The sequence below is a fragment of the Pelotomaculum sp. PtaB.Bin117 genome, assembly GCF_002067195.1.
GTDB classification, from domain to species: domain Bacteria; phylum Bacillota; class Desulfotomaculia; order Desulfotomaculales; family Pelotomaculaceae; genus Pelotomaculum_D; species Pelotomaculum_D terephthalicicum.
Genome location: NZ_MVQM01000029.1, coordinates 1 through 21,998 on the forward strand (window position 1 = coordinate 1; position 21,998 = coordinate 21,998).

Sequence of the window (21,998 nt, forward strand, 5' to 3'; positions counted from 1 at the left end):
CGGGCATACTTTAGACCCGCTGTTGCGCAGACCGGTCAGCATCCACGCCGTGGATCGGGAAAAGGGCGAGGTTATTCTTTTTTATCGAGTTGCCGGAAGGGGCACCGCCCTTCTATCGAAAAATAATAGCGGTGACACGATCAGCTTGTTGGGGCCGCTCGGTCACGGGTTTTCGATGCCCCAAAGTCACGCGCGGGTTCTCGTTGTGGCCGGCGGCATCGGCATTGCCCCGCTCTATTTTTTTCTGCAGGAAATAGCTGTTTCAGAAATCAGCGCCGATGTCTTTCTGGGAGCGGCCACCCAAAAACAATTATTCTTTATGAATGAAATTAAGGAATCGGGTCACCGGGTTGTTCCTTCCACCGACGACGGTTCAACCGGCTACCATGGAACAGTTGCCGATTTATTTGAGGAATATGTACGGAAGAGCGATAATCAAAACGGCCCGGTCCGGCGCGGCGATGATGCAAAGGTTTACGGCTGCGGCCCTTCCGGAATGCTTAAACGGCTGACAGATATTATTGCCGCAGCCGGCATTCCCGGCGAGGTATCCCTAGAAGAACGGATGGGCTGCGGTGTAGGGGCCTGCCTCTCCTGCGCCTGCAAAGCCCGGGGCGGGAAAAACGGTGTGCAATACCGGCGGGCCTGTGTGGACGGCCCGGTTTTTCCGGCCGGGGAGGTGGTATGGGAATGAGCGGAGTCAAGCCGAATCTGTCCGTAAACGTCGGAGGTATTCTGATGAAAAACCCGGTCACCACCGCTTCGGGAACCTTCGGCTTCGGGCCGGAATACTCGCCTTACCTTGACTTAAACCGTTTGGGCGCCATTGTGGTGAAGGGTATTACCCTGCTGCCGAGAACCGGCAACCCCACCCCCAGGCTTGCGGAAACACCGGCCGGCATCTTGAATTCCATCGGCCTGCAAAATCCCGGCGTGGAGCGTTTCATCTCCGAAGCACTCCCCTTCCTGGCGGATTATGACCTGCCGGTTATTGTCAACATTGCCGGCGACACTGTGGATGATTATGCCCTGCTGGCTGAAAAACTCAGCCGCGCCTCCGGTGTGGGCGGCCTGGAAGTGAACATCTCCTGCCCCAATGTTAAAAAAGGCGGCATGCAGTTCGGCAGTGACCCGGCCATGGCGGCGGAAGTCACCCGCGCGGTGAAGGCAAGCACAGGCCTGCCGGTGATTGTTAAGCTTTCACCTAATGTAACCAGCATCGTGGCGGTGGCCGAAAAAGTGGCGGAAGCGGGAGCAGACGCCCTTTCCATGATTAATACCGTATTGGGTATGGCCATCGACATAAAAAAGAAACGCCCGGTGTTGGGAAACTTGCTGGGAGGGCTCTCCGGCCCGGCAGTCAAACCGGTGGCGGTACGGGCGGTCTGGCAGGTATACCGGGAGGTAAAGCTGCCTATTATCGGCATGGGCGGTATTACGACAGCCGAGGATGCAATTGAGTTTATCCTGGCCGGGGCCACTGCCGTGGCAGTGGGTACCGCCAACTTTGTCAACCCCCGGGCAACCATGGATGTGCTTGAAGGTATAGAGAACTACCTTTGTGAAAACGGCATCGAAAACATCGACGAACTTACCGGCTTGGCCCAAAAATCATGAATAAAGACCGGCGGCATAACAGCTGTCGGCTTATATTTTAAATGGTGCTATAATTATCCATTGCCTGCGAACAAGTGTTTTGGTTATAATATATTGCGCAAACACTTGTTTGGAGTGATGGTTTTGAAGTGCCCTATCCTTCTCATTGACGCAAACTCTTTTTTCGCCTCCTGCCATATCGCTTTAAATCCTGAACTGGCCGATATTCCCGTGGTTGTCGGCGGGGAGGAAAAAAAGCGCCACGGGATCTGTCTGGCGGCCAACTATATAGCAAAACGTCAATACGGCATCAAAACTGGCATGGCGGTACGGGAGGCCCGCGAAAAACTGGGAGACAAAGGCGTGATCGTTTCCCCGCAGCACAGTTTGTACGTTGACTTCTCGGCGCGGATTCTCAGGATCAAGCGCCGGTATTCCCCCCTGGTGGAGCCATTCAGCATCGACGAAAGCTGGGTTGACTTGACCGGCACAGAGTATCTCCATAAAACAGATTCCTCAGAGGAAATAGCCGCGCGTCTTCAAAAGGATATTCAGGAAGAAACGGGCATACCCACCTCCGTTGGGATCGGCCCGAACAAGATTATAAGCAAAATGGCGGCGGAGATTAAAAAACCGCTGGGCATTACCAAAGTTGATCTTCAGGACGTTCCCCGCGTGTTCTGGCCCCTGCCGGTAAAAAAGCTTTTCGGCGTGGGGCGCCGGATGGAAAAAAAACTGTGGCTCCTTAATATACATTCCATCGGAGACCTGGCCAACTATCCGGCCAATATCTTAAAAAAGCGGTTCGGGCTAATCGGGTTAATCTTAAAGAACTCGGCTAACGGCGTGGATTATTCACCGGTCAACCCGGCAAGCCTGGAGGTGGTTAAATCAGCCGGCCACCAAATTACTCTCCCCAAAGATCTGGCCGGGCATGAAAACATCCAGGTGATTATTCACGAACTCTCGGAAATAGTGGGCAGACGGGTGCGTATCGGAGGCTATACCGGCAAAACCGTCGGGCTTACCCTTAAGGATACCGAATTCCAATACCTGCACCGGACTCAATCCATGCCTTATTTCTCTGACTTATCGGAGGACATCTACAGTACCGCCGTTGTACTTCTGCACCGGCACTGGCCGCACTGGAAGCCGGTGAGAATGGTAGGTCTCACTCTTTCCCACTTGATTAAAAATTCAGAAGAGCAGTTGGATCTGTTCGGCATCACCGAAAAAAAGAGGAAGCTTACACGCGCTTTGGATAAAATCAAAGACCGCCATGGTGAAACAGCAGTCTTTAAAGCGACATCCCTGACCGGCGTCAGCGTAATGCTCCAGAACAGGTGGGGGGACTGACAGTGTCCAACACAACGAATTACTACAGGAGAAATTACCTGTATTCAAGTCACCGGCTCTTTATCCCGGAATCCAAACAAAAAGCGGTGAACACCTGTGGAAAATGCCGGTTCTACATCATAATTATCGGCAGAGAGGAGAAAAAAATGGGGTGCGCCGCCCTCATCCCCAAGTATTTTGCCATGAAGAGAAAAATTCCGTCTGAAATTGATATCGGGGAATTTTTGAAGGAAATCGGCAAAGTCGGGCTGCAGAACGCCGTTACCTGCTGTGGTGAACACCTTAACGCCTGCGCCCTTTTTCAGCCCAGAAATAATCCCGGCTCTTAGGTTGTGGCCCCGGCTGCCGTCATTGCCGCCCGGAAAGCGCTCCGCGCCGCTTCCGCAGTTCTTGCCAATTCCTTGTCGCTGTGCACCAGGGAAATAAACGCCGCTTCAAATTGGGAAGGGGCCAGGTAAATTCCCTGCTCCAGCATGGATTTAAAGAAAGCGGTGTAGCGTTGGGTATTTGATGAACACGCGCTGGAATAATTATTAACTCTTGCTCCGGTAAAAAAGGCGCACAACATCGACCCGACCCGGTTGAAACAAACTTCCGCGCCGGTTTCCCCGGCTGCGTCAGCCAGTTGGCCGGCAAGTTTTGCCGACTTTTCTTCGAGACTTTCATAAACACCCGGCCGGCTTAAAATTTTCAGAGTGGCGATACCGGCCGTCACCGCCAGGGGGTTTCCTGATAGCGTTCCGGCCTGGTATACCGGCCCCGCAGGTGACACCTGCTCCATAATTTTGACACTGCCGCCGTATGCGCCCACCGGCAGACCGCCTCCAATCACTTTGCCGAGGCAGGTTAAGTCCGGGGTTACTCCGTAAAGCTGCTGCGCCCCGCCGTAAGCCACACGAAACCCGGTCATTACTTCGTCAAAAATCAACAGGCTGCCGTATTCCCGGGTCAACCGGCGCAGCCCTTCCAGAAAACCCGGGGCGGGCGGAACGACACCCATATTTCCCGCTACCGGTTCCACAACCACCGCCGCGATTTCTTCGCCTTGTCGTTTAAACAACTCATCCAAATAAGTTAAGTCGTTGTATGCCGCGTTTATAGTATCGGCAGCCGTACCGGCCGTTACTCCGGGACTAGTGGGCACACCCAGCGTCAGCGCTCCGGAACCAGCCTTAATCAACAGATAATCGGCGTGCCCGTGGTAGCATCCTTCAAACTTGACGATTTTATTCCTCTTCGTATATCCCCTGGCCAGCCGGAGCGCGCTCATGACGGCTTCGGTGCCGGAATTAACCAGGCGCACCATTTCCACAGAGGGTACGGCGTCAACAATCATGCCGGCCAGGACATTCTCCAATTCAGTCGGCGCCCCAAAGCTGGTCCCGGTCTCGTCCAGGCAGCGCTTCAGCGCCTCAACCACCCGCGGGTGACGGTGCCCCAGGATCAGCGGCCCCCACGAGCCCACGTAGTCAACGTATTCGTTCCCGTCAGCGTCATAAACCAACGGTCCTTCACCCCGTTCAATAAAAAGCGGGGTTGAATCCACCGATTTGAAGGCGCGCACCGGACTGTTGACACCGCCGGGGATAACTTTTTTCGCTTGCTCAAAAAGCTCAACCGACCTGGTATAATTCCTGGCCACCTGATGCTAACCTCTTTTCTATTCAAAATAACGCATGCTGCTTTTTTTAAGCTCAGCGGTGCTGTACAGCAGGGAATAATTTGTTACCCCGGTGGCCCGGGACAGCCTTTTGGCGATTCCTGCACAGTATTCCCGGCTTTGCCCATGAACAACGGTAAAAAGGTTATAAGGCCAACCGGGACGCCGCGGACGCCGGTAGCAGTGAGTGACTTCTTTAAAACCAGCCATTATCCGGCCTGTCTCAGACACCTTCTCTTCCGGCACATCCCACACCACCATGGCGTTTGCCACGAAGCCGAGCTCAAAATGCCGCACGGTCGCTCCAAAACGTCTGATTTTTCCGTCGGTAATAAAACTTCTGATCTTCTCTACAAGCTCATCCTCGGTCATCTCTAATTCTTCCGCTATCGACTGATAGGGACGGGTAACCAGAGGCAGGCCGTTTTGCAGAGCTCTGATTATCTTTTTGTCTTGTTCGGTTAGGATTTTATCCACCTCGTTCAACTGAGACTGAAATTCACTTTAATTTTGAATACTTCTTCCGCGGGAAGTTCCATTATTTCCCTAATACCTGTTTTTTCCCGCATTAGATTTAATATTTCTCCCAACTCATCTTCGCTGCCGGCCAACACGGTAAACCATATATTAATCTGGTGTTCTCTCAGGTAGTTATGGGTCACGCCGGGGAAAGAATTAATTATAGCCGCTACCTCATCCACTCTATCCGGTTCAACACGCATGGCGCATAGAGTGCCGCTATAGCCAAGTTTTCTTGATTCAAAAACGGCGCCCAAGCGGCGGATTACTCCTTCGTCCTGCATTTGCTTCAGCCTGGCCAGGACTTCACCCTCGCTAATACCGATAATTTCCCCCAGCTTGCGGTATGGTTCCGACAATAGAGGAAATTTCTCCTGCACCAAATTTAATAATTTCCGGTCGATCTTGTCCAAACGCATAAACCAAGACCCCTTCAGACTTATAACCTTTAGTGTTCGGTCCGGTAAAGACACCACGGTTCTTCAGCCAGATAATCACCATGATAGAAATAGGCGCGGGCCCGGCAACCGCCACAAACCTGTTTGTATTTACAGGAGCCGCAGCTTCCTTCGTACTCCTCTTTTCTCAATGAATGGAAAATATTAGAATTATGCCAGATTTCACCGAAAGTCTTCTCGCGGACATTACCGGCCGGGATATTTAGGTAGGCGCACGGCTGGACGATACCTTTAGGGCTGACTATGCAGTAAGATATTCCGGCCAGGCAGCCTTTGCTGAAACGAGTCTTTACCCCCAACTGGGCGGCAATCCGCATAAATTGAGGGGCACATGTCGGCTTTAGCTCAATTTTAACTTCAGCTTGTTTGCGCATTATCCGGTGCAGCAGTGCCTCGTACTGAGCGGCTTTTAATGATTCGGCCTCAATGTTGACAGCGCGGCCGGATGGAACCAGGAAAAAAATATGATGCCCGACAGCGCCTATATCCACTGCAAAGTCGGTTAATTTCTCTATTTCAGGCAGATTCCATTCCATCACGGTGGTATGAATCTGAAAAGGAAGGCCAACCGACCGGCAGGCGCGCATCCCTTCCACCGCCCCCTGCCACGCTCCCGGAGCGGCTCTGAAGTCGTCATGACTGGCCGGGTCGACGCTGTCCAGGCTGATTCCCATTACCGCAGCGCCGGATTCCTTGAGCCGCCGGGCCACTTCCCCGTTGATCAAAGTGCCGTTGGTGCCGAAAACAGGTCTCAGACCTTTTTCCTTCGCCCGCGCTACCAATGTATAAATGTCGCCGCGCATCAGCGGCTCGCCGCCGCTGAAGATCATGATCTTAAAACCGGCTTCGGCTATCTGATCTACCAGCGCCAGGCCTTCCTTTGTATCCAGTTCCTCATTTGACCTCTCCCCGGCATCGCGGTAGCAGTGCCGGCAGTACATGTTGCAGGCGTTGGTGGTATTCCAGGATACTATCACGGCTGTTCCCCTTCCCGCAGCCATCTTGCCGCATCTCTAGCGTGGTAAGTGAGAATAATGTCCGCTCCCGCCCTCTTGATGCCGGTGAGCAACTCCAGCACAATCTTTCGCTCATCGATCCAGCCCTTTTGCGCGGCCGCCTTGATCATACTGTATTCACCGCTGACATTGTACGCCGCCACCGGAAAACCTGTCTCGTCCTTGACCCGCCGGATCACATCCAAATAAGCCAGGGCGGGCTTGACCATGACGATGTCGGCACCCTCTTCGATATCCAGCCGGACCTCCCGCAGCGCTTCACCGGCATTGGCCGGGTCCATCTGGTAAGTCTTGCGGTCGCCAAATTGCGGGGCCGAGCCCGCCGCTTCACGAAAAGGTCCGTAAAAGGCCGAGGCGTACTTGGCGGAGTAAGCCATAATTAAAACATTTTCAAACTCTTTGGCATCCAGCGCCGCGCGAATCGCCCCCACACGGCCGTCCATCATATCGGAAGGAGCAACCATGTCCGCTCCTGCCGCCGCGTGAGACACTGCTGTCCTCGCCAGCAATTCAAGAGTTGGGTCGTTTAACACACTGCCGTTCTCAACAACGCCGCAATGACCGTGACTGGTATACTCACAGAGACATATATCGGTAACAACCAATAAACCGGGAAAGGTCTTTTTAATTGCCCGCACCGCTTTCTGGACAATACCGTCGCGGGCGTACGCCTCCGAGCCAAGCTCATCTTTAACTGCGGGGATGCCGAAAAGAAGAACACCGGGTATTCCCAGCCCTGTTACATCCGTCAACTCTTCCAGCAGTCTGTCTATCGAGTAGTTGTATATGCCGGGCATAGCCTCGACAGGCCGGGCGATACCCTTCCCATGAGTAACGAAAACGGGATATAAGAAGTCGTCCACGGATAAAGCCGTCTCACGTACCATCCGGCGGATAATTTCATTCGACCGTAAACGCCTTGGACGCTGCTCGGGGAAAGACATTGTATAAGACCTCCATAGTTATTAATGTGGGACAAGAAGACAATGTGAGAAGATAATGGGGACGGTTCTCATTGTTTGCATTGTTTGTGGTTCTGTACCAGACAATAAGAACCGTCCCCATTGTCCTCTTTGTCCTTTCTTCTATTGCAGTCCGATCTCTTCGTCGGTCAGGTAACAGGCCGGGTCCGCTTCCCAGAAGTCACCGGTTACCGCTTCGGCGCGGGCCCGGAAGTTGCCGTTGCAGAGATCCAGCCACTTGCATGCGGCGCAGCGCCCTTTCAGCAGGGGCTTCCTGTTTTTCAACCCCGCTAAAACAGGCTGAGAATAATCGGTCCATATTTCCCCGAATTTCCTGTCCCGCACATTGCCAAAAGTAAGGTTTTGGGTAAACTGGTCGGGGTGGACGTTGCCGTTCCAATCTACCGCTCCAATCGCCATCCCGGTGCGGTTGCCGCCGTTCAGCCGGAGCAGCGTTAAAACCTGTTCCGCTCTTGCCGGGTCGGTTTTTTTAAGCTTTAGATATATGTATATACCGTCGGCGTGATTATCCACCGTCAATATTTCTTTCTTGATACCGCGCCGGTGGAAGTCCGCCGTACGCTCCATAATCAAGTCTACTGCCGCTCGTGTTTCATCCCTGGATATGTCCTCCTCCGCCATTTTGCTTCCCCGGCCGGCGTAGACCAAGTGGTAGAAGCAAACCCGGGGTATATTTTCCTTTTCAATCAAGTCAAAAATATCATTTATTTCATGATAATTATGCCTGTTAATAGTAAATCGCAATCCTACCCGCTGTCCTACGGTGACACAGTTCCTGATGCCGTTGAGGGCAGCGTTAAAAGCACCGTTGCGGCCCCGGAAGCGATCATTTATTGCACCGGTGCCGTCAAGACTGACACCAATATAACCGATACCCAATTCATTGAATAATTTAACTCTTTCCTCATTCAGCAATGTGCCGTTCGATGATAAAGTTATCCGGATGCCCTTGCCGACCGCGTAAGCAATCAGTTCAGCCAGATCATTTCTTAGAAGCGGTTCGCCGCCTGAAATCAAGAGAACAGGTACATTAAACTCCGCCAGGTGCTCGATAAAACGCCGCGCTTCCCCGGTGGTCAGTTCGCCTTCATATTTTTTTGCGTCTGAACTGGAATAACAATGGATGCATTTTAAATTGCAGGTTCGGGTGCTGTTCCATACCACCACCGGCCCATATCCCGCAGTTACGCCGTGTGCCTGGCTTCCCGCTCCGCTGCTGTAACGCAGGGAGTCGCCGAAATAGTCACCGCCGCACAATAGCTTAGTCACGCTGATCATTTATTCCAACACCTTTGTTCAAGTATTCAGGAGTCAGGAGTCAGAATATTTGAAGATAAAAAAACCATGCTCTTATTCTGACTCCTGTCTTCTGACTCCTGACTCCTGCAATTTAACAATGACTTCAACCAATCCTTCGATTGTGTATTCCTTCGCCACCACGTCAACCTGGAGGCCCAATTCGCGGGCAGTGCCGGCTGTAACCGGTCCGATACAGGCGACAGCGAATTTCCCCCGCATATTGTTAATTAATGTGCCGCCAACCATATCAGCAAAATATCGCACGGTGGAGGAGCTGGTAAAGGTAACCAGATCTATTTCTCCCCGGCGGAGCATTTCCTTTAACGCAGCGCCGCTGCCGGACTCCGGCACGGTACGATAAGCAGCGACCTCAGTCACAACAGCTCCCATTTCGCTCAACGCCGCAGGCAATACCTTACGGGCTTCTGCCGCCCTCGGCAACAGCACACGTTCTCCACATGTTAATTTGCCGCGCATCCCCCTGGCTATTTCTTCAGCCCGGTATTCACCGGGCATGTATTCCGCCAAAAGCCCGTATTTTTCCAGCGATTCTCTTGTCTTGGGTCCAATAGCGCAAAGCCTGGCATTATGGAGTTCACGGATATCCTTCCGGTGGTGGCGCAGTCGCTTAAAAAAGGCTCCAACACCATTTACACTGGTAAACACAACCCAATTGAAATTATTCAGTTCTTTAATAGACTGGTCCAAAGGCGCAAAATCTTCGGGCTCAGCAATTTTTATCGTGGGAAATTCCACTGCTTCACCGCCAAAGGCTTCAATTATCTCTGAAAGAACACTTGCTTGTTCCCTTGCACGGGTTATCAATATTTTCTTGCCGAATAGAGGTTTGTTTTCAAACCATTTCAGTTTTTCCCTTAATAGAACGACCTCGCCCACAATAATTACAGCCGGGTTTGTGAAACCCGATCTTTGGGCCTGCTCATGAATGTTCTCCAGTGTTCCGACCAGAGTGCGCTGCTCCGGTCTCGTGCCCCATCTCACCAACGCCGCCGGTGTCTGGGAAGAACGGCCGCTATTTATTAAACGTTGCGTTATTTCCTGCAAGTTCGCCATACCCATTAAAAAAATTAAAGTATCCGCGCTCGTGGCGATTCTGTCCCAGGCTATACTGGAATCATCCTTTAGCGGGTCTTCGTTTCCGGTGATAATAGCCAGGGTAGACGCATAATCCCGGTGAGTCGCCGGAATGCCGGCATAAGCGGGTGCCGCTATGGCTGAGGTTACACCGGGTACAACTTCAAAACGCACTCCCGCTGCATGAAGAGCTTCGGCCTCTTCTCCGCCACGTCCAAAAACAAAGGGATCTCCTCCCTTCAGCCGGACTACCACCTTCCCTGCGCCGGCTTTCTCTGCCATCAGCCGGCATATTTCCTCCTGTTTTAAAGCGTGGCAGCCGGGTTCCTTGCCCGCATAAACAATTTCAGCCCCGGGCCGGACAAACGCCAGGAGCCTGTGGGCGACCAACCGGTCATATATAATTGTATCGGCTTTTTTGATTAACTCAAGACCGCGCACGGTAATTAATTTCGGGTTACCGGGGCCCGCGCCCACCAGGTAAACAACACCTTCACACATTATGGCAATTCTCCTGCCGCATATTCCGCAACAATTCTCCAGCACCCTTTTGCAACAGCTTTTCCGCCAGCTGTACGCCGATAGACACCGCATCCTCGGCCAAACCTGACCATGAAGAGCGCACTAGTTTCCCGCCGTCCAAACCCGCTACTGCTCCTTCCAGCAATAAGCGCCCGTGCTCAACGGTACCAAGAGCGCCGACCGGTACCTGGCAGCCGCCTTCAAGTTTCCTCAAAAGCGCCCTTTCAGCAGTAATAGCTGAACGCGACTCATGATGATCAATTCTACCGGTCAGGTTCTGCATTTCTTCATCCCCGGCGCGTATTTCCACACCAATAGAGCCCTGCCCTACCGCGGGTAAACACGCTTCAAGAGGAATCAACTGCGTAATCCTGTCATCAAGCCCCAGACGGTGCACCCCCGCGAAGGAAAGTACGACGGCATCCATCATTTCGCTTTCCAGTTTGCTCAGGCGGGTGTCTATATTGCCTCGCAGGTCGATAATTTTAAAATCATTCCGGTAGTGACACAACTGAGCGCGGCGCCTGAGGCTGCTGGTGCCGATAAGCGCGCCCGGAGGCAAATCCTTTAGTTTGTTGCCCTTACGGGAAATCAACACGTCTCCGGGATTTTCCCTGCGGCATACCGCTCCTACCGCCAGTCCCTCCGGCAAAACAGTGGGCATATCCTTCATACTGTGCACAGCCAAATCAATTTTACCACGCAGCAAGGCCAGTTCCAGTTCTTTTGTAAAAAGTCCCTTGTCTCCGATTTTCACCAGGGCTGTATCAAGATTTTTATCTCCCAGAGTCTTCATGCCCACTATCCGGAAACTATATGCCGGCCCATACTTCTGCAAGCAGTCTTTTACCCAGTTGGCCTGCCAAAGAGCCAGCCTGCTTTCCCTTGTGCCGATAACGATTTCTTTTTTCATATAAAGCTCAAAACTCCTAATTATTTTAGGCAAGACCGGTTTTGTTCTCAACATTGGCATTTGGTGTTTTATTTTTGGTTTTTTGCCCAGGAACATTCAGGCAAAAAAGATTTTGCAGCACCTCGGTATAGAGATGTCCTTCATTGGTCACGGCATAATTTTTTAACTGAGTTACCGGTATATGCAAGATCTGATTGACAATCGAATTGGCCAGAGAGCAAACTACCTTTTGATCGTGCTCGGAAAGTTTTTCTAAACGATTTAACGCGCGTCTCAGCTCATTTCGTTTAATCTCTTCTCCCCACTGTTTTAAGGCGGAGATAGTAGGAATAACGAACTGCGTCCCCAACCACTTCATGAACTCACTTAATTCTTCTTCGATTATTTTTTCAGCTTTTATGGCTGCCTGTTTTCTTTCGGCCAGGTTGCGGTCCACGACCATCTCCAAGTCGTCAACATCATAGAGGGCAACCCCGTTGAGCTCGCCTACTTCAGTTTCGATATCCCTTGGCACTGCCAAGTCAATCATGATCATTTCCCGTCCGTGCCTTCTTTTGATAATGTGACTTACTTCGTCAGTTTTGATTACACAATGGGGAGCCGCGGTAGAACTAATTACAATATCCGCCGTTTCAAGGCATTTGGACAATTCATCAAAATTAACCGCTTTTCCTGCAATCTGTGACGCAAGCAGCTCTGCCCGGTCGAAGGAACGGTTTGAAACAATAATACCTGAAACATTGTTTGCCGCCAGGTGTTTTGCCGCCAGTTCACTCATTTTGCCGGCGCCGACAATGAGCGCTGAACAACTGGACAGGCTGCCCAGCCTGCTCTTCGCCAGCTCAACCGCTGCATAACTGATTGACACGGCGTTCCGGTCGATTCCGGTTTCCGTACGGACGCGCTTGCCGATAGCGATAGCCTGTTGAAACATGGTATTTATTATACGGTTGGTCGTATTATAATCACAGGCCAGCATGTAAGCCGACCGCACCTGACCAAGTATTTCGGTCTCACCAAGCAGCATTGAGTCCAATCCTGCCGCGACCCTGAATAGATGCCGGACAGCATCATAAAGAGCATGGCAATAAGTAATATTGATTATTTCGGAAACATCCACACCCGACCAGCGGGATAAAAAATCCCGGATGGCGTTAAGCCCTTCATCCACCTCCGACGTGGCGGCGTAGACTTCAGTCCGGTTGCATGTCGATAAAATAACACATCCTTGTATCGCGGGATAAGTTTTTAGCAACTGCAAAGCTTTCTCCAGGGAAAACCCGCTGAATGACAACTTCTCCCGCACTTTAACCGGAGCCGTTCTGTGGTTAAGTCCGACTACTGCGATAAGCACTAGCTATTCGCTCCTTTACCAAATCCATCCTGCCGCTTTTAAGAAAACACAGCACTTCGTCGCAAACCATATTCTCAAGAATTTCTTTTTTCTTTTTTGGGTCGGATATATTATTAATTACGTCTTGGCGAATATCAGCAATCAAATCTAAAAATTCACCATATTGAAGGCCGTAAGCCGTTTCCAGTTCCTCGCGTATTTTTCTGGCCAGCAACGGACTCTTGCCGCCGGTCGATACCGCGATGGAAAGCGCCCCCCGTTTGACTACGGCAGGAACGAAGAAATTGCATTTCTTTGGGTCGTCTACAATGTTCACAAAAAGATTTCTGTCCGTGCAGTCACCTGCAACTTGTTGGTTTACTTCTTTGTTGTCCGTGGCACAGATTACCAGGAAAACATTATCTAAGTCCGCCGGCCGGTATTGCCCCTGTCTATAGAGAATCCGGCCGGATTCCGCCATATCCCTGAGACCTGGGGTTAATTCCGGACCGACAACTTGAACGGAGGCGTCGCATTCAAGCAAGGAGCATACTTTACGTTCCGCCACCTGCCCGCCGCCGATTACTAAGCATAATTTACCACTTAAGTCCAGAGATATCAAGTAATGCCCCATCCATAACCTCCGCCGTGATAAATAGTTTATATTCAAATTAAAGACATTTTTAAATTTAATGCTTTCTGACTTTAATAAAATCAGCAATCATTGAAAGGTTATTTCTTGCGGGTAAATCCGGCAATGCCATAAGTTCTTCTTTGGCCTTGCTCAAATATCTGTTTACTACTTCAAATGAACATTCAATAGCTCCACAGCTTCTGATTATTTCAATTGCTTCCTGTACTTCCTCTTCACTTTTTTCCGTTTTTCTTACCAATTCCACCAAACGCTTTTTCTCTCCGGATTTTTCAAGAGCATAAATAACCGGCAAGGTGATAATTCCCTCGCGGAGATCGCCTCCTACCGGCTTGCCTAATTTGCTTTGATCAGCCACCATATCCAGGATATCATCAGTTATTTGAAAAGCCATACCAATATTATTCCCATATCTACGAAGTGGCAGGTATATATTTTTGTCTGCTCCGCAAGCTACCGCGCCAAGTTGTACACTTGCCGTAATCAGAAAAGCAGTTTTGCGTTTGACCCGATAAAAATAGTCCTTCGTTGCCTGGCCAGTATCAAAGGAAGCTGTAATCTGCCGGATCTCACCTTCACACATCTTTACACTAACATCAGATAAAACTTTTGGGATTAATGGCTTTTTCTTTTCGTATTGGGAAATAAGAACCAAGCATTTTGCGAAAAGGTATGTTCCGATGTGAGTGGATATACCTTGACCCCACTTGGCGTTCACTGTAGGAACACCCCGGCGGATAAGTGAATTATCAACCACGTCGTCATGAATTAGGGTGGCCATGTGGACTAGTTCCAGGGCAACTGCCAGCGGAATTACATCTTCTAATTTAAAGTTGCAAAACTTGGCTCCCAACAGACTCAGCGCAGGCCTCAATCGCTTACCGCCTGCATAAAAGAGGTGTGTAGAGGTTTCTGTCAAAAATGGGTCTTGCACCTGTAGTGTTGCCTGCAACTCTTTTTCTACAACTTGCATGTCTTCCTCTATGCCTTTATAGAGCTCCAGCATTTTTCCACCTGCAATTACTCCGTTTTTAAGACAAAAATGCCAACAAAGTGGCATGCTTAGCCATATTTATCGGTTTTAAATCACCTTAATAAATATTCGCTGATTTATGTTAAATTCCTCCCCATATTAAGTAGATAGTTGAAAATACATAAACAAACAGACAAACAAAGTTTTTATCAGTGTCGAAAAGCATAGTAGAATTAATTCCATTATGGCTCTCGTTGCCGGGTAATAGAATGTATGTTATAATTTCTAGCGGGGGTGGATGGTGCCTGGTGGTGCTCCTGGTCTTCAAAACCAGTCGTCGGGCAGTGCTCCTGTCCGTGGTGAGTTCGATTCTCACACACTCCCGCCAGCAACAGCACTCTTTATAATTAACTCATCCTTCAAAATTTGTCCCCCAAAGTATAAGTTTACAATTTTTCCTAAATAATATATAATAACAGTGTATTCCTCATAAAAAGGAGGTAAATTACTTGGGTTATTTCAAGATTCGCAAATATAGTTTTATTTTTAGTTTTCTTCAACATCTTATTAGCATGCGTCCTACTATAAAGAGCGGTAAAAAAATTCTGAGTCCCGGCAATATATTGTTTATAGGTTTATCTATAATCCTAATGATATTTTTTATTTCAACCGCGTTGGCTGATATCTTTAATGGAATACCAGTCTTCCAATGGCTTAGCACAGGCTGGAATTATATTATGGGGGTACCGATTTCGGATATCGCCGTTGGAAGTGAAAGGATAATAACCGAAGCAGCAAAAAACACCATTCCGCAGGAAATCATGTTATTCGGGCAATTAACCCTATCATCCATTGGAGTGGTTCTATTAGCATTATTAGATGAGGTTCTCGGGATAGGATTACTCTTTACTGCTTTCATAACACGGGTAATTAATCAGTTTATAAGACCGCTAGCCGCACTTTCATGGCTGTTATTATTCGCTAGTTTAGTTCCTTCAGTCGTAACGCGTCTATAAGATCATTAAAAACCCGGCACGCTCAGCCGGGTTTTTGCTTTCAATCCCACACTCTCTCCACGCTATATAATTGAATTAAGTTGGTTAATTCTTACGGTGGCTTTTGAATCTTGGTTGGGATGCATTTTAATTACGCTGCTTATAGTTCAATACTAATTTTTCAATAACAGACCCCAGCAATCCGCCTGTTATTCCGCCTAAAATCCCGCAGAATATCGGGCTGATTTCGTAACTATATATAACACCCAATGTTCCTCCCATAGCAACCCCGATAAAAAAGCCGTTATATTTCGTATTGGTAGAGACTCTGGCTTCTTTAACCTGGCTAAGGCCACGATTGTTCTCCATTGCCTCGTTATACGCATGCCAAATGGAGTACGCGTAAAGGCACGGATAAAACAATATCCACTGAAAGTCGGCCACGTCAATAGCATTCTGATACTCTCCCCTGAATGAATAGAGAATGGCTAGATTCAGGCTTGCTTTAATGTTAATTATTAATTCCATTGCGACCAGCAAAAAGCCGACAAGGTAATCCCCGATATAAAGCTGCCCAAAACCAGGAATGGCTACCGACCACAAGGCCGACATCAAAGGCGAACGATATTTTTTCATTTCTGCTCACCACCGATATCTCGATGTTTCCTTTATTGTTAGCGTTCGCTTGAATTTTAGTCGTCATCTGACTTTTGCGCAATGTATTGATAATGATGAAAGCAAACAGAAATGGGCCAGCCATTGCACGCCGATCAGAACAAGCTCTAAAGTGGGTGGAACATCATCCAGGCGCATATTTGAAAGCCATCTTGCCCATAGTTTTACCTTCCATAATTACCAAAGGCTCAGGGGTTAATCTTTTACTAATAAATTGATAACAAAACTGAAAATTGATATGAAAAGAGCGGAAATAATTGCTGCTGTAAAACTATGGATATCAAACCCTTTGATCACAGCGGCGGCAAGCCATATCATCAGTCCGTTAATTACCAGGGTAAACAAGCCCAGCGTAATAACATTTAACGGCAGCGTCACCATTATTACTATCGGCCTTATGATAGCGTTAATAATCCCTAAAGTGATCGAGCCGAATATTGCGCCTGGAACAGTAACTTCAAACCCTTTAATAATGCTTGCTGTTAAAATCACAGCAAAAAAGTTTAAGATCCACCTTATCAGCCACCCTGCCATGGATAGTCCCTCCAGATCTAAACTTAAACAACTTTTATTCTATATCATATTCTTGATCTTATCATAAAGGAACCATTCTTGCCCTCCAGCAACACTGTCCCATTATTCTTCAGATTCATTCCCTGAACTGTCAGGAAGCCACTCTCCATCTTCTTCCTCAAGCGCAGGCACATCTTCATCAAGCTCGCCTTCATTCTGCGCATCGCCGTTTTCACCATCGAATGATGCCCAGGATAAGTTTACATGAGTTGGGTAGTAGTATAACGGCTCTTCCATATTGCCGTATGTGACCGTCGTATCAATGGTAACTATATTTCCTTCGTCTACTTCACTTTGCATTTCTGTTTCAACCGGACTCATTTCGTGCAAGTTAAAATCCGATTCACCCGGCGTCAGGTTCCATTTCTTGTCGCCTGGTCCTCCTAATCTTCCATTCCATAAATGCATCCTCACCAAATTTTCCGTATTGTAAGCCGAATCTCCTTTTAATTCATCCCAGCCTTCTGGATCAACGCTCGGCTGGTTTGCGCCTTGCTCTAAAGTTTCTCCGTAAACAGTCGCTGTTACATGATGCGCGCGCCCATTATCTTCTTCATGAGACTGATCATCCACTTCAATAGCCATTTGAAGCACTGCGCTGTTATCACTAACTTGATTACCGCCATCTGCGGCCGGTTGCAAGGCGGTTGCGGATTTTAGCAATTGCATAACAGCCTTGTTGCCAATTGTTCTTTGCAGCTGCAGTATATTATCTTGAGTTTGTAAAAAGCCGGGGTGTAAACTTTTTTGTGTCAAGGTATGTTCTTCAGTCTTTTTCCGATCATGTTTTTCTGAGACATCATGATGCTCATTGGCTGCTTTTGACTTGTTTTTATACATAACCGCCTCCATTATTAATCTGTCTAAATATGTCGATTCGTGCAATAATAACAACGACCGCCGTTAGGGCGGTCAATCAACACATTGTTCTTTTGTTATAATTCGACGAGAATATTCCGGTACCTTCAAAAAAGGGTTAAATATTATTGCCTGTTGTTATATCGCAATTTGTTTTCCCAGGAATCCTGCCGCAGTTTCAGCCATTTTTAGCTCAAGCCGCCCCATCTTTGCATCCGGATTTTTAGACATAAGAATTACGGCCCCTATAACATCGCAATCCACAATTATCGGAGCAATGATAATCGAAGTGGAAATCGCAACATCGTCTGCAGTTAATGACAATGGCGTCGCGCAAAGCTTTATTCTTCTTTCTTCCATGATCCTTTCGATCTCCGGGTTAAGCTGTCTGTTTAGCAATCTCTTTTTATTAGAGCCGGCCACGGTAATAATATTTTCTTTGTCAGCAATACAAACAGTGTGACCAAGTGAATTATATAAGGATTGCGCGTATTCTTCCACTAATAGGCCCAGCTCTTTTATCGGAGAGAATTTCTTAAAAATGACCTCACCTTCGTAATCGGTTAGTATTTCTAGAGATGAGTAATGTTTAATACGCAGTGAGTTCCTGATTTCTTTGGGTATTAAGAACCTGCCGAGTTCATCTATGCGGCGCACAAATCCAGTTGCCCTCATTATGCAAGTCACCACCAATTGTATTAGGTATTTGCCGGATAATGACATTTCCTGTAGAAAATTATCATCAGCCATTATATATATACGAAAGAGGATGACTTGTTGCGGGGTATGGTCTACAAAATATTTATTTTTAAAAATCCATTCCTGACACATTCCGGCCATAAATGCTCAAACGGTGCAAACGCTTGTTGTTTGCACCGTTTTGCGGATTAACTAACTACCAGGTAAACTCTCCTGTCCAAGTAATGGAATGTTATTCAGTTTGTATCTAAATCAGTTCTGCCTTCTGCAGCATTCTCATAACAATGGTTGCCGCCTCCGCTCTGGTAATGTCGTGATCAGGCGTGAGCATACTGTCGTCGCCGACCATTATTCCTGACTTGACGCATGCCGCGGCAGAGTTCCTGGCCCAGCTGTCGATGCTTTCATTATCCTTGAATTTGGCAAGCTGCGCGTCCACATCCGGTCCGGCGCTATCGGCATCAATGCCGGCCAGCTTGGCCGCCCCGGCGATAATCACCATCGCCTCTTCCCTGGAGATAGCCTTATTGGGATTAAACGTCCCGTCGTTGTAACCGTTGATGATACCATATGCATACGCCGTGGATACTGCCCCGTTAAACCAGTCACTGTCACTGACATCTTTGAAGTTATTTTTATTGCCCTTTTCACCGAGTCCAAGAGCCCTCACTATTATTGCCGCGAACTCGGCGCGGGTGACCTCCCGGTCAGGCGAATAATTATTCTCGTCGACGCCGCTGACAACCAGCCTTGAGCCCATCTCATTCACGTAATCCTTTGCCCAGTGGCTCTCCACATCCTTGAACGCCTTGGGATGCCAGATTACCGTGTAGGTGCTGTTGGTCAAACTGTTTACGACCGCGTAATATTTGCCGTCCCTGACTATAATTTTGGTTGGCACGTGCGTAAATGTTCCGTCGCTGTTCACGATCACGGCCGTGGTTATCCTCTGGGGATCTATCCCCTCCGGTATGGCGATGGTTCTTTCAACAAAAGCATTGAAATGCGTCACTTCCACTATTTTGTTCCCGTATGTGCAGGTCACCTTGAAGTCGACCGGGGGCACAACTATGGTATAATTATTTTTCTCCGCCGCGTCCTCGACGAATTGGACCGTCTCGTCCGTGCTCCTGGCAATATCAATGTTCACGTTGATGTCTTTAAGCTCAACATTCTGGCCGAGTGGGGCTGAAACATCGTCAATATTAATCTGCGCCGCGGGCAGGGTGTACGAAGCGTTCTCCGTCTTTATTTCAACAACTGCGCTCTTTTGCTCCATGCTCTTGACCATCTGCCCGGTAAGCTGTCCGATAACCGTATCGGCATCGGTGCTGACCGGTATGGTAACTACTGAGTTTTCGCCTTCTTGTTTCAGCTTTTCCTCAAGTTTCTGGGGATCCAGGACGACAGTGGTCACAGTACGGTCACCGACCGTTGTAGTACTGGCGGTGGCCATCCCAGCTTCGACTTTGCCGTTGACCATTATCTCCACGTTTGACGATGGTGAAGTCGGCTGTTGAGTTGGGGATGTACTAGGTCCCTTGCCGCTGGATTTGCGCGTTATCGTCAGGATGAAGCTTTCGCCGGTGCTCTGGCCCCCGCTGTCGTATACCGTAGCGGACACGGTAGAGGTCCCGACGGAGGTAGGTATACCGCTGATCAATCCGCTGGCTTGGTTGATGGTGAGACCGGCGGGCAATCCGGTTGCGGTCCAGGTATAAGGTTCGGTCCCGCCCGTGGCAATCAGGGTTGCGCTATAAGATATTCCCACTCTGCCGCCTGGCAGGCTGCTGGTACTGATGGTTAAGCCAGATGCCGGGTTCACTGTCAGGGTGAAACTAGCGCTGTCGCTGCTGCCGTAGTAGTCGTATACCGTGGCTGACACGGTGGAATTTCCGGCGGAAACAGGATTACCGTAAACCTGACCTGATACGGTATCTAGAATTAAACCCAACGGCAAACCAGTCGCGCTCCAGGTATATGGTGCGGTCCCGCCGCTCGCTGTTAATGTTGCGCTATACAATGCGCCCACAGTGCCGTTAGGCAAGCTGACGGTGGTAATGGCCAGAGTGGGCGTGCTAGTTGCCGGCAGGTTGACTTTTGCACTGGTTATTCGGGTAAGCCCGGTGGTATCGAACGCCAGTTGTGCATCTGTGACTGCCGACGCGTTGGTAGCACCCAAGTTGGTGAAGGTCGCCACGCCGGCGCTTGCTGTCACGGTCACTGTTCCAGTGAGTATCCAGTCACCTGTGTCTACTTTGGATGCTGTTACTACTGTCGTGTTATCGTTTGTGCAGGTGTTGCCGTAGGTGTCCTTCAGGGTTACCTGGGGCTGCTGGGCAAACTGTCCTCCATTAGAATCAGGAGCAGTAATGTTCTGCGTAACCACCATTGTGATAGCAGCCCCGTGATTTATTGTCTGGGATACCGTCGAGCTGTTATAGCCTGGGGCTGTGATCACTACATCTGCTGTTGCCGGGGTTTGTAGTACCGCATTTCCACCACTTGGCTTCAAGGTCACTTTTCCGCTGGATACCACATAGTCTGTGGTCACTGTCAATGCCGTTCCGCCAAAGCTTACTCCCGTGATCGCTCCCTCAAACGCTGCATCCGCCCCGAAGGTTATCTCTATGTCATTATCCACGTTGTTGTCTGTGGTGTCCGCCGTCAATGCCTTGCCCGGGTTTGCTGGTATGTCAAAAACGTTGCTGTCCACTGTCACAGTGCTTGTGAAGGTAATCGCTCCATTGCCTGCTGTGCTCAAAGTGCAAGTCAGATCTGTAAAGGTTGCCACGCCTGCCACGGCTGCCTTGGTAGTTGTGCCTCCGATGGTCCATGTTCCCGTCCCAGCCTTGGCTGCTGCAACCACATTGGCTGTTGCAGACGGTCCTGTGGAACAGATGTTGCCATACCGGTCCTTCAACGTAACCACCGGCTGAGTTCCAAAAGCATCTCCACTGGCAGCTCCGGGCACAGGCTGCTGCGTTACGGTCAGGCTGTGTACTGCTCCGGCTTCTATGGTCTGGGATACCGTTGAGCTGTTATAGCCTGGGGCTGTGATCACTACATCTGCTGTTGCCGGGGTTTGCAGTACCGCATTTCCACCACTTGGCTTCAAGGTTACTCTTCCGCTGGATACCACATAGTCTGTGGTCACTGTCAATGCCGTTCCGCCAAAGCTTACTCCCGTGATCGCTCCCTCAAACGCTGCATCCGCCCCGAAGGTTATCTCTATGTCATTATCCACGTTGTTGTCTGTGGTGTCCGCCGTGAGTATCTTTATCCACTTCGCATACAGCGTATGATTGCTTGTCGTATCCACAGCCGTGGCGTCCGTTATTTGATTTCCTGTTCCGTTATCTCCGTCATACCAGCCGCCAAAGATATTCCCGGGCTTATCCGGTATCGGCATTGGTTCAGACGTCATTCCATCGGCAGCTTTGCCGTAGGCAGACTGGAACAGTTTAGTCTGTGTTACCGGGGTTACTGTTCCGCCTTCCGGGTCATATGTCACCGTGCAAGTTTGCGGAGTAGAATTTTGAACGATGCTTAAATCATCGACGTAGAGGTTATACCCATAATCAGAATAACCCAGCAAACCAATCCGTACAGTATCCCCTGTGCTGCATGTAAAGGTGATGGTATGCTGAACCCAGCCAGTCCCGTCCACACGCTTAATTTGCGGCCCTAAATCTACCCAGGCTCCCCCATTGAAAGAAATTTGAGTTTGGATATAATCATTCGCACCGAGAATTGTTCCGCTATCATCATAGACATCCGGATGCTGATAGAGATAGAAACTCAAATCATAAGAACCCGCCGG

The 21,998-nt window shown here is 49.3% G+C and carries 21 protein-coding genes and 1 tRNA gene; 6 read left to right on the plus strand and 16 right to left on the minus strand.

Annotation, left to right across the window (positions count from 1 at the left end; all coding sequences use genetic code 11):
* The 4 genes from A4E54_RS00855 to A4E54_RS00870 form a co-directional block, all read left to right on the plus strand.
* Positions 1–694: dihydroorotate dehydrogenase electron transfer subunit (locus A4E54_RS00855; protein ID WP_286723788.1), on the plus strand; the 694-nt coding region annotated here is incomplete at its 5' end.
* Positions 691–1,617 (plus strand): dihydroorotate dehydrogenase, encoded by a 927-nt coding sequence (locus tag A4E54_RS00860; protein ID WP_240082837.1) that lies wholly within the window; start codon positions 691–693, stop codon positions 1,615–1,617. The genes A4E54_RS00855 and A4E54_RS00860, both read left to right, overlap by 4 nt.
* 123 nt (positions 1,618–1,740) lie before the next feature.
* Positions 1,741–2,952 carry a DNA polymerase IV gene (locus A4E54_RS00865; RefSeq protein ID WP_286723793.1) on the plus strand — a complete coding sequence of 404 codons (1,212 nt, stop codon included), beginning with the start codon at positions 1,741–1,743 and terminating at the stop codon, positions 2,950–2,952.
* A 2-nt stretch (positions 2,953–2,954) separates the two neighbouring features.
* A complete protein-coding gene (locus A4E54_RS00870; protein WP_240082836.1) occupies positions 2,955–3,281 on the plus strand; it encodes a hypothetical protein in 327 nt (108 codons plus the stop codon).
* Here the strand turns inward: A4E54_RS00870 and hemL are convergent.
* The 11 genes from hemL to A4E54_RS00925 form a co-directional block, all read right to left on the minus strand.
* Complete coding sequence (gene hemL / locus A4E54_RS00875) at positions 3,278–4,594, minus strand: glutamate-1-semialdehyde 2,1-aminomutase (protein WP_240082835.1); 1,317 nt, start codon at positions 4,592–4,594, stop codon at positions 3,278–3,280. The genes A4E54_RS00870 and hemL overlap by 4 nt on opposite strands.
* An 18-nt stretch (positions 4,595–4,612) precedes the next feature.
* Entirely contained in the window at positions 4,613–5,080 is a 468-nt protein-coding gene (gene ahbB / locus A4E54_RS00880; RefSeq protein ID WP_240082948.1) for a siroheme decarboxylase subunit beta, read from the minus strand.
* A gap of 14 nt (positions 5,081–5,094) precedes the next feature.
* Complete coding sequence (ahbA, locus tag A4E54_RS00885; RefSeq protein WP_240082834.1) at positions 5,095–5,550, minus strand: siroheme decarboxylase subunit alpha; 456 nt, start codon at positions 5,548–5,550, stop codon at positions 5,095–5,097.
* 29 nt (positions 5,551–5,579) lie between these two features.
* A complete protein-coding gene (gene nirJ2, locus A4E54_RS00890; RefSeq protein ID WP_240082947.1) occupies positions 5,580–6,566 on the minus strand; it encodes a putative heme d1 biosynthesis radical SAM protein NirJ2 in 987 nt (328 codons plus the stop codon).
* A complete protein-coding gene (hemB, locus tag A4E54_RS00895) occupies positions 6,563–7,549 on the minus strand; it encodes a porphobilinogen synthase (protein ID WP_240082833.1) in 987 nt (328 codons plus the stop codon). Before hemB ends, nirJ2 begins: the two co-directional genes overlap by 4 nt.
* Positions 7,550–7,690: 141 nt before the next feature.
* Complete coding sequence (gene nirJ1, locus A4E54_RS00900; protein ID WP_240082832.1) at positions 7,691–8,866, minus strand: putative heme d1 biosynthesis radical SAM protein NirJ1; 1,176 nt, start codon at positions 8,864–8,866, stop codon at positions 7,691–7,693.
* Between the two features lie 72 nt (positions 8,867–8,938).
* Complete coding sequence (gene cobA, locus A4E54_RS00905; RefSeq protein ID WP_240082831.1) at positions 8,939–10,483, minus strand: uroporphyrinogen-III C-methyltransferase; 1,545 nt, start codon at positions 10,481–10,483, stop codon at positions 8,939–8,941.
* Complete coding sequence (gene hemC / locus A4E54_RS00910; RefSeq protein WP_240082830.1) at positions 10,476–11,417, minus strand: hydroxymethylbilane synthase; 942 nt, start codon at positions 11,415–11,417, stop codon at positions 10,476–10,478. Before hemC ends, cobA begins: the two co-directional genes overlap by 8 nt.
* 25 nt (positions 11,418–11,442) lie before the next feature.
* Positions 11,443–12,771 carry a glutamyl-tRNA reductase gene (gene hemA / locus A4E54_RS00915; RefSeq protein ID WP_240082829.1) on the minus strand — a complete coding sequence of 443 codons (1,329 nt, stop codon included), beginning with the start codon at positions 12,769–12,771 and terminating at the stop codon, positions 11,443–11,445.
* The gene (locus A4E54_RS00920; protein ID WP_240082828.1) at positions 12,746–13,384 is read right to left on the minus strand and encodes a precorrin-2 dehydrogenase/sirohydrochlorin ferrochelatase family protein; all 639 of its coding nucleotides are present in this window, start codon (positions 13,382–13,384) and stop codon (positions 12,746–12,748) included. The genes hemA and A4E54_RS00920 overlap by 26 nt, the downstream gene beginning before the upstream one ends.
* A gap of 55 nt (positions 13,385–13,439) precedes the next feature.
* Complete coding sequence (locus A4E54_RS00925; protein ID WP_240082827.1) at positions 13,440–14,408, minus strand: polyprenyl synthetase family protein; 969 nt, start codon at positions 14,406–14,408, stop codon at positions 13,440–13,442.
* A gap of 257 nt (positions 14,409–14,665) precedes the next feature.
* Between A4E54_RS00925 and A4E54_RS00930 the strand changes: the two genes are divergently transcribed.
* Both A4E54_RS00930 and A4E54_RS00935 read left to right on the plus strand, forming a co-directional pair.
* Positions 14,666–14,763 (plus strand) — tRNA-Sec (locus A4E54_RS00930).
* Between the two features lie 121 nt (positions 14,764–14,884).
* The gene (locus A4E54_RS00935) at positions 14,885–15,391 is read left to right on the plus strand and encodes a hypothetical protein (RefSeq protein ID WP_240082826.1); all 507 of its coding nucleotides are present in this window, start codon (positions 14,885–14,887) and stop codon (positions 15,389–15,391) included.
* Between the two features lie 126 nt (positions 15,392–15,517).
* On the opposite strand, the gene A4E54_RS00940 is transcribed toward A4E54_RS00935, so the two are convergent.
* The 5 genes from A4E54_RS00940 to A4E54_RS00960 form a co-directional block, all read right to left on the minus strand.
* On the minus strand, positions 15,518–16,006 hold the full coding sequence (locus A4E54_RS00940; protein WP_240082825.1) for a hypothetical protein: 489 nt from the start codon (positions 16,004–16,006) through the stop codon (positions 15,518–15,520).
* 234 nt (positions 16,007–16,240) lie between these two features.
* On the minus strand, positions 16,241–16,579 hold the full coding sequence (locus A4E54_RS00945; protein WP_240082824.1) for a phage holin family protein: 339 nt from the start codon (positions 16,577–16,579) through the stop codon (positions 16,241–16,243).
* Between the two features lie 102 nt (positions 16,580–16,681).
* Entirely contained in the window at positions 16,682–17,458 is a 777-nt protein-coding gene (locus A4E54_RS00950; protein ID WP_240082823.1) for a DNA/RNA non-specific endonuclease, read from the minus strand.
* 156 nt (positions 17,459–17,614) lie between these two features.
* The gene (locus tag A4E54_RS00955; protein ID WP_240082946.1) at positions 17,615–18,151 is read right to left on the minus strand and encodes a stage V sporulation T C-terminal domain-containing protein; all 537 of its coding nucleotides are present in this window, start codon (positions 18,149–18,151) and stop codon (positions 17,615–17,617) included.
* Positions 18,152–18,422: 271 nt separating this feature from the next.
* Complete coding sequence (locus A4E54_RS00960) at positions 18,423–21,980, minus strand: S-layer homology domain-containing protein (protein ID WP_286723806.1); 3,558 nt, start codon at positions 21,978–21,980, stop codon at positions 18,423–18,425.
* Between the last annotated feature and the right edge of the window lie 18 nt (positions 21,981–21,998).

What these genes read in the sequence shown, in the direction of transcription:
- A4E54_RS00955 (WP_240082946.1), bottom strand. Translation starts at nt 18,151, where the DNA reads ATGAGGGCAACTGGATTTGTGCGCCGCATAGATGAACTCGGCAGGTTC.
- A4E54_RS00940 (WP_240082825.1), bottom strand. Translation starts at nt 16,006, where the DNA reads ATGAAAAAATATCGTTCGCCTTTGATGTCGGCCTTGTGGTCGGTAGCC.
- hemB (WP_240082833.1), bottom strand. Translation starts at nt 7,549, where the DNA reads ATGTCTTTCCCCGAGCAGCGTCCAAGGCGTTTACGGTCGAATGAAATT.
- ahbA (WP_240082834.1), bottom strand. Translation starts at nt 5,550, where the DNA reads ATGCGTTTGGACAAGATCGACCGGAAATTATTAAATTTGGTGCAGGAG.
- A4E54_RS00945 (WP_240082824.1), bottom strand. Translation starts at nt 16,579, where the DNA reads ATGGCAGGGTGGCTGATAAGGTGGATCTTAAACTTTTTTGCTGTGATT.
- nirJ1 (WP_240082832.1), bottom strand. Translation starts at nt 8,866, where the DNA reads ATGATCAGCGTGACTAAGCTATTGTGCGGCGGTGACTATTTCGGCGAC.
- cobA (WP_240082831.1), bottom strand. Translation starts at nt 10,483, where the DNA reads ATGTGTGAAGGTGTTGTTTACCTGGTGGGCGCGGGCCCCGGTAACCCG.
- A4E54_RS00925 (WP_240082827.1), bottom strand. Translation starts at nt 14,408, where the DNA reads ATGCTGGAGCTCTATAAAGGCATAGAGGAAGACATGCAAGTTGTAGAA.
- hemC (WP_240082830.1), bottom strand. Translation starts at nt 11,417, where the DNA reads ATGAAAAAAGAAATCGTTATCGGCACAAGGGAAAGCAGGCTGGCTCTT.
- A4E54_RS00950 (WP_240082823.1), bottom strand. Translation starts at nt 17,458, where the DNA reads ATGTATAAAAACAAGTCAAAAGCAGCCAATGAGCATCATGATGTCTCA.
- A4E54_RS00860 (WP_240082837.1), top strand. Translation starts at nt 691, where the DNA reads ATGAGCGGAGTCAAGCCGAATCTGTCCGTAAACGTCGGAGGTATTCTG.
- A4E54_RS00920 (WP_240082828.1), bottom strand. Translation starts at nt 13,384, where the DNA reads ATGGGGCATTACTTGATATCTCTGGACTTAAGTGGTAAATTATGCTTA.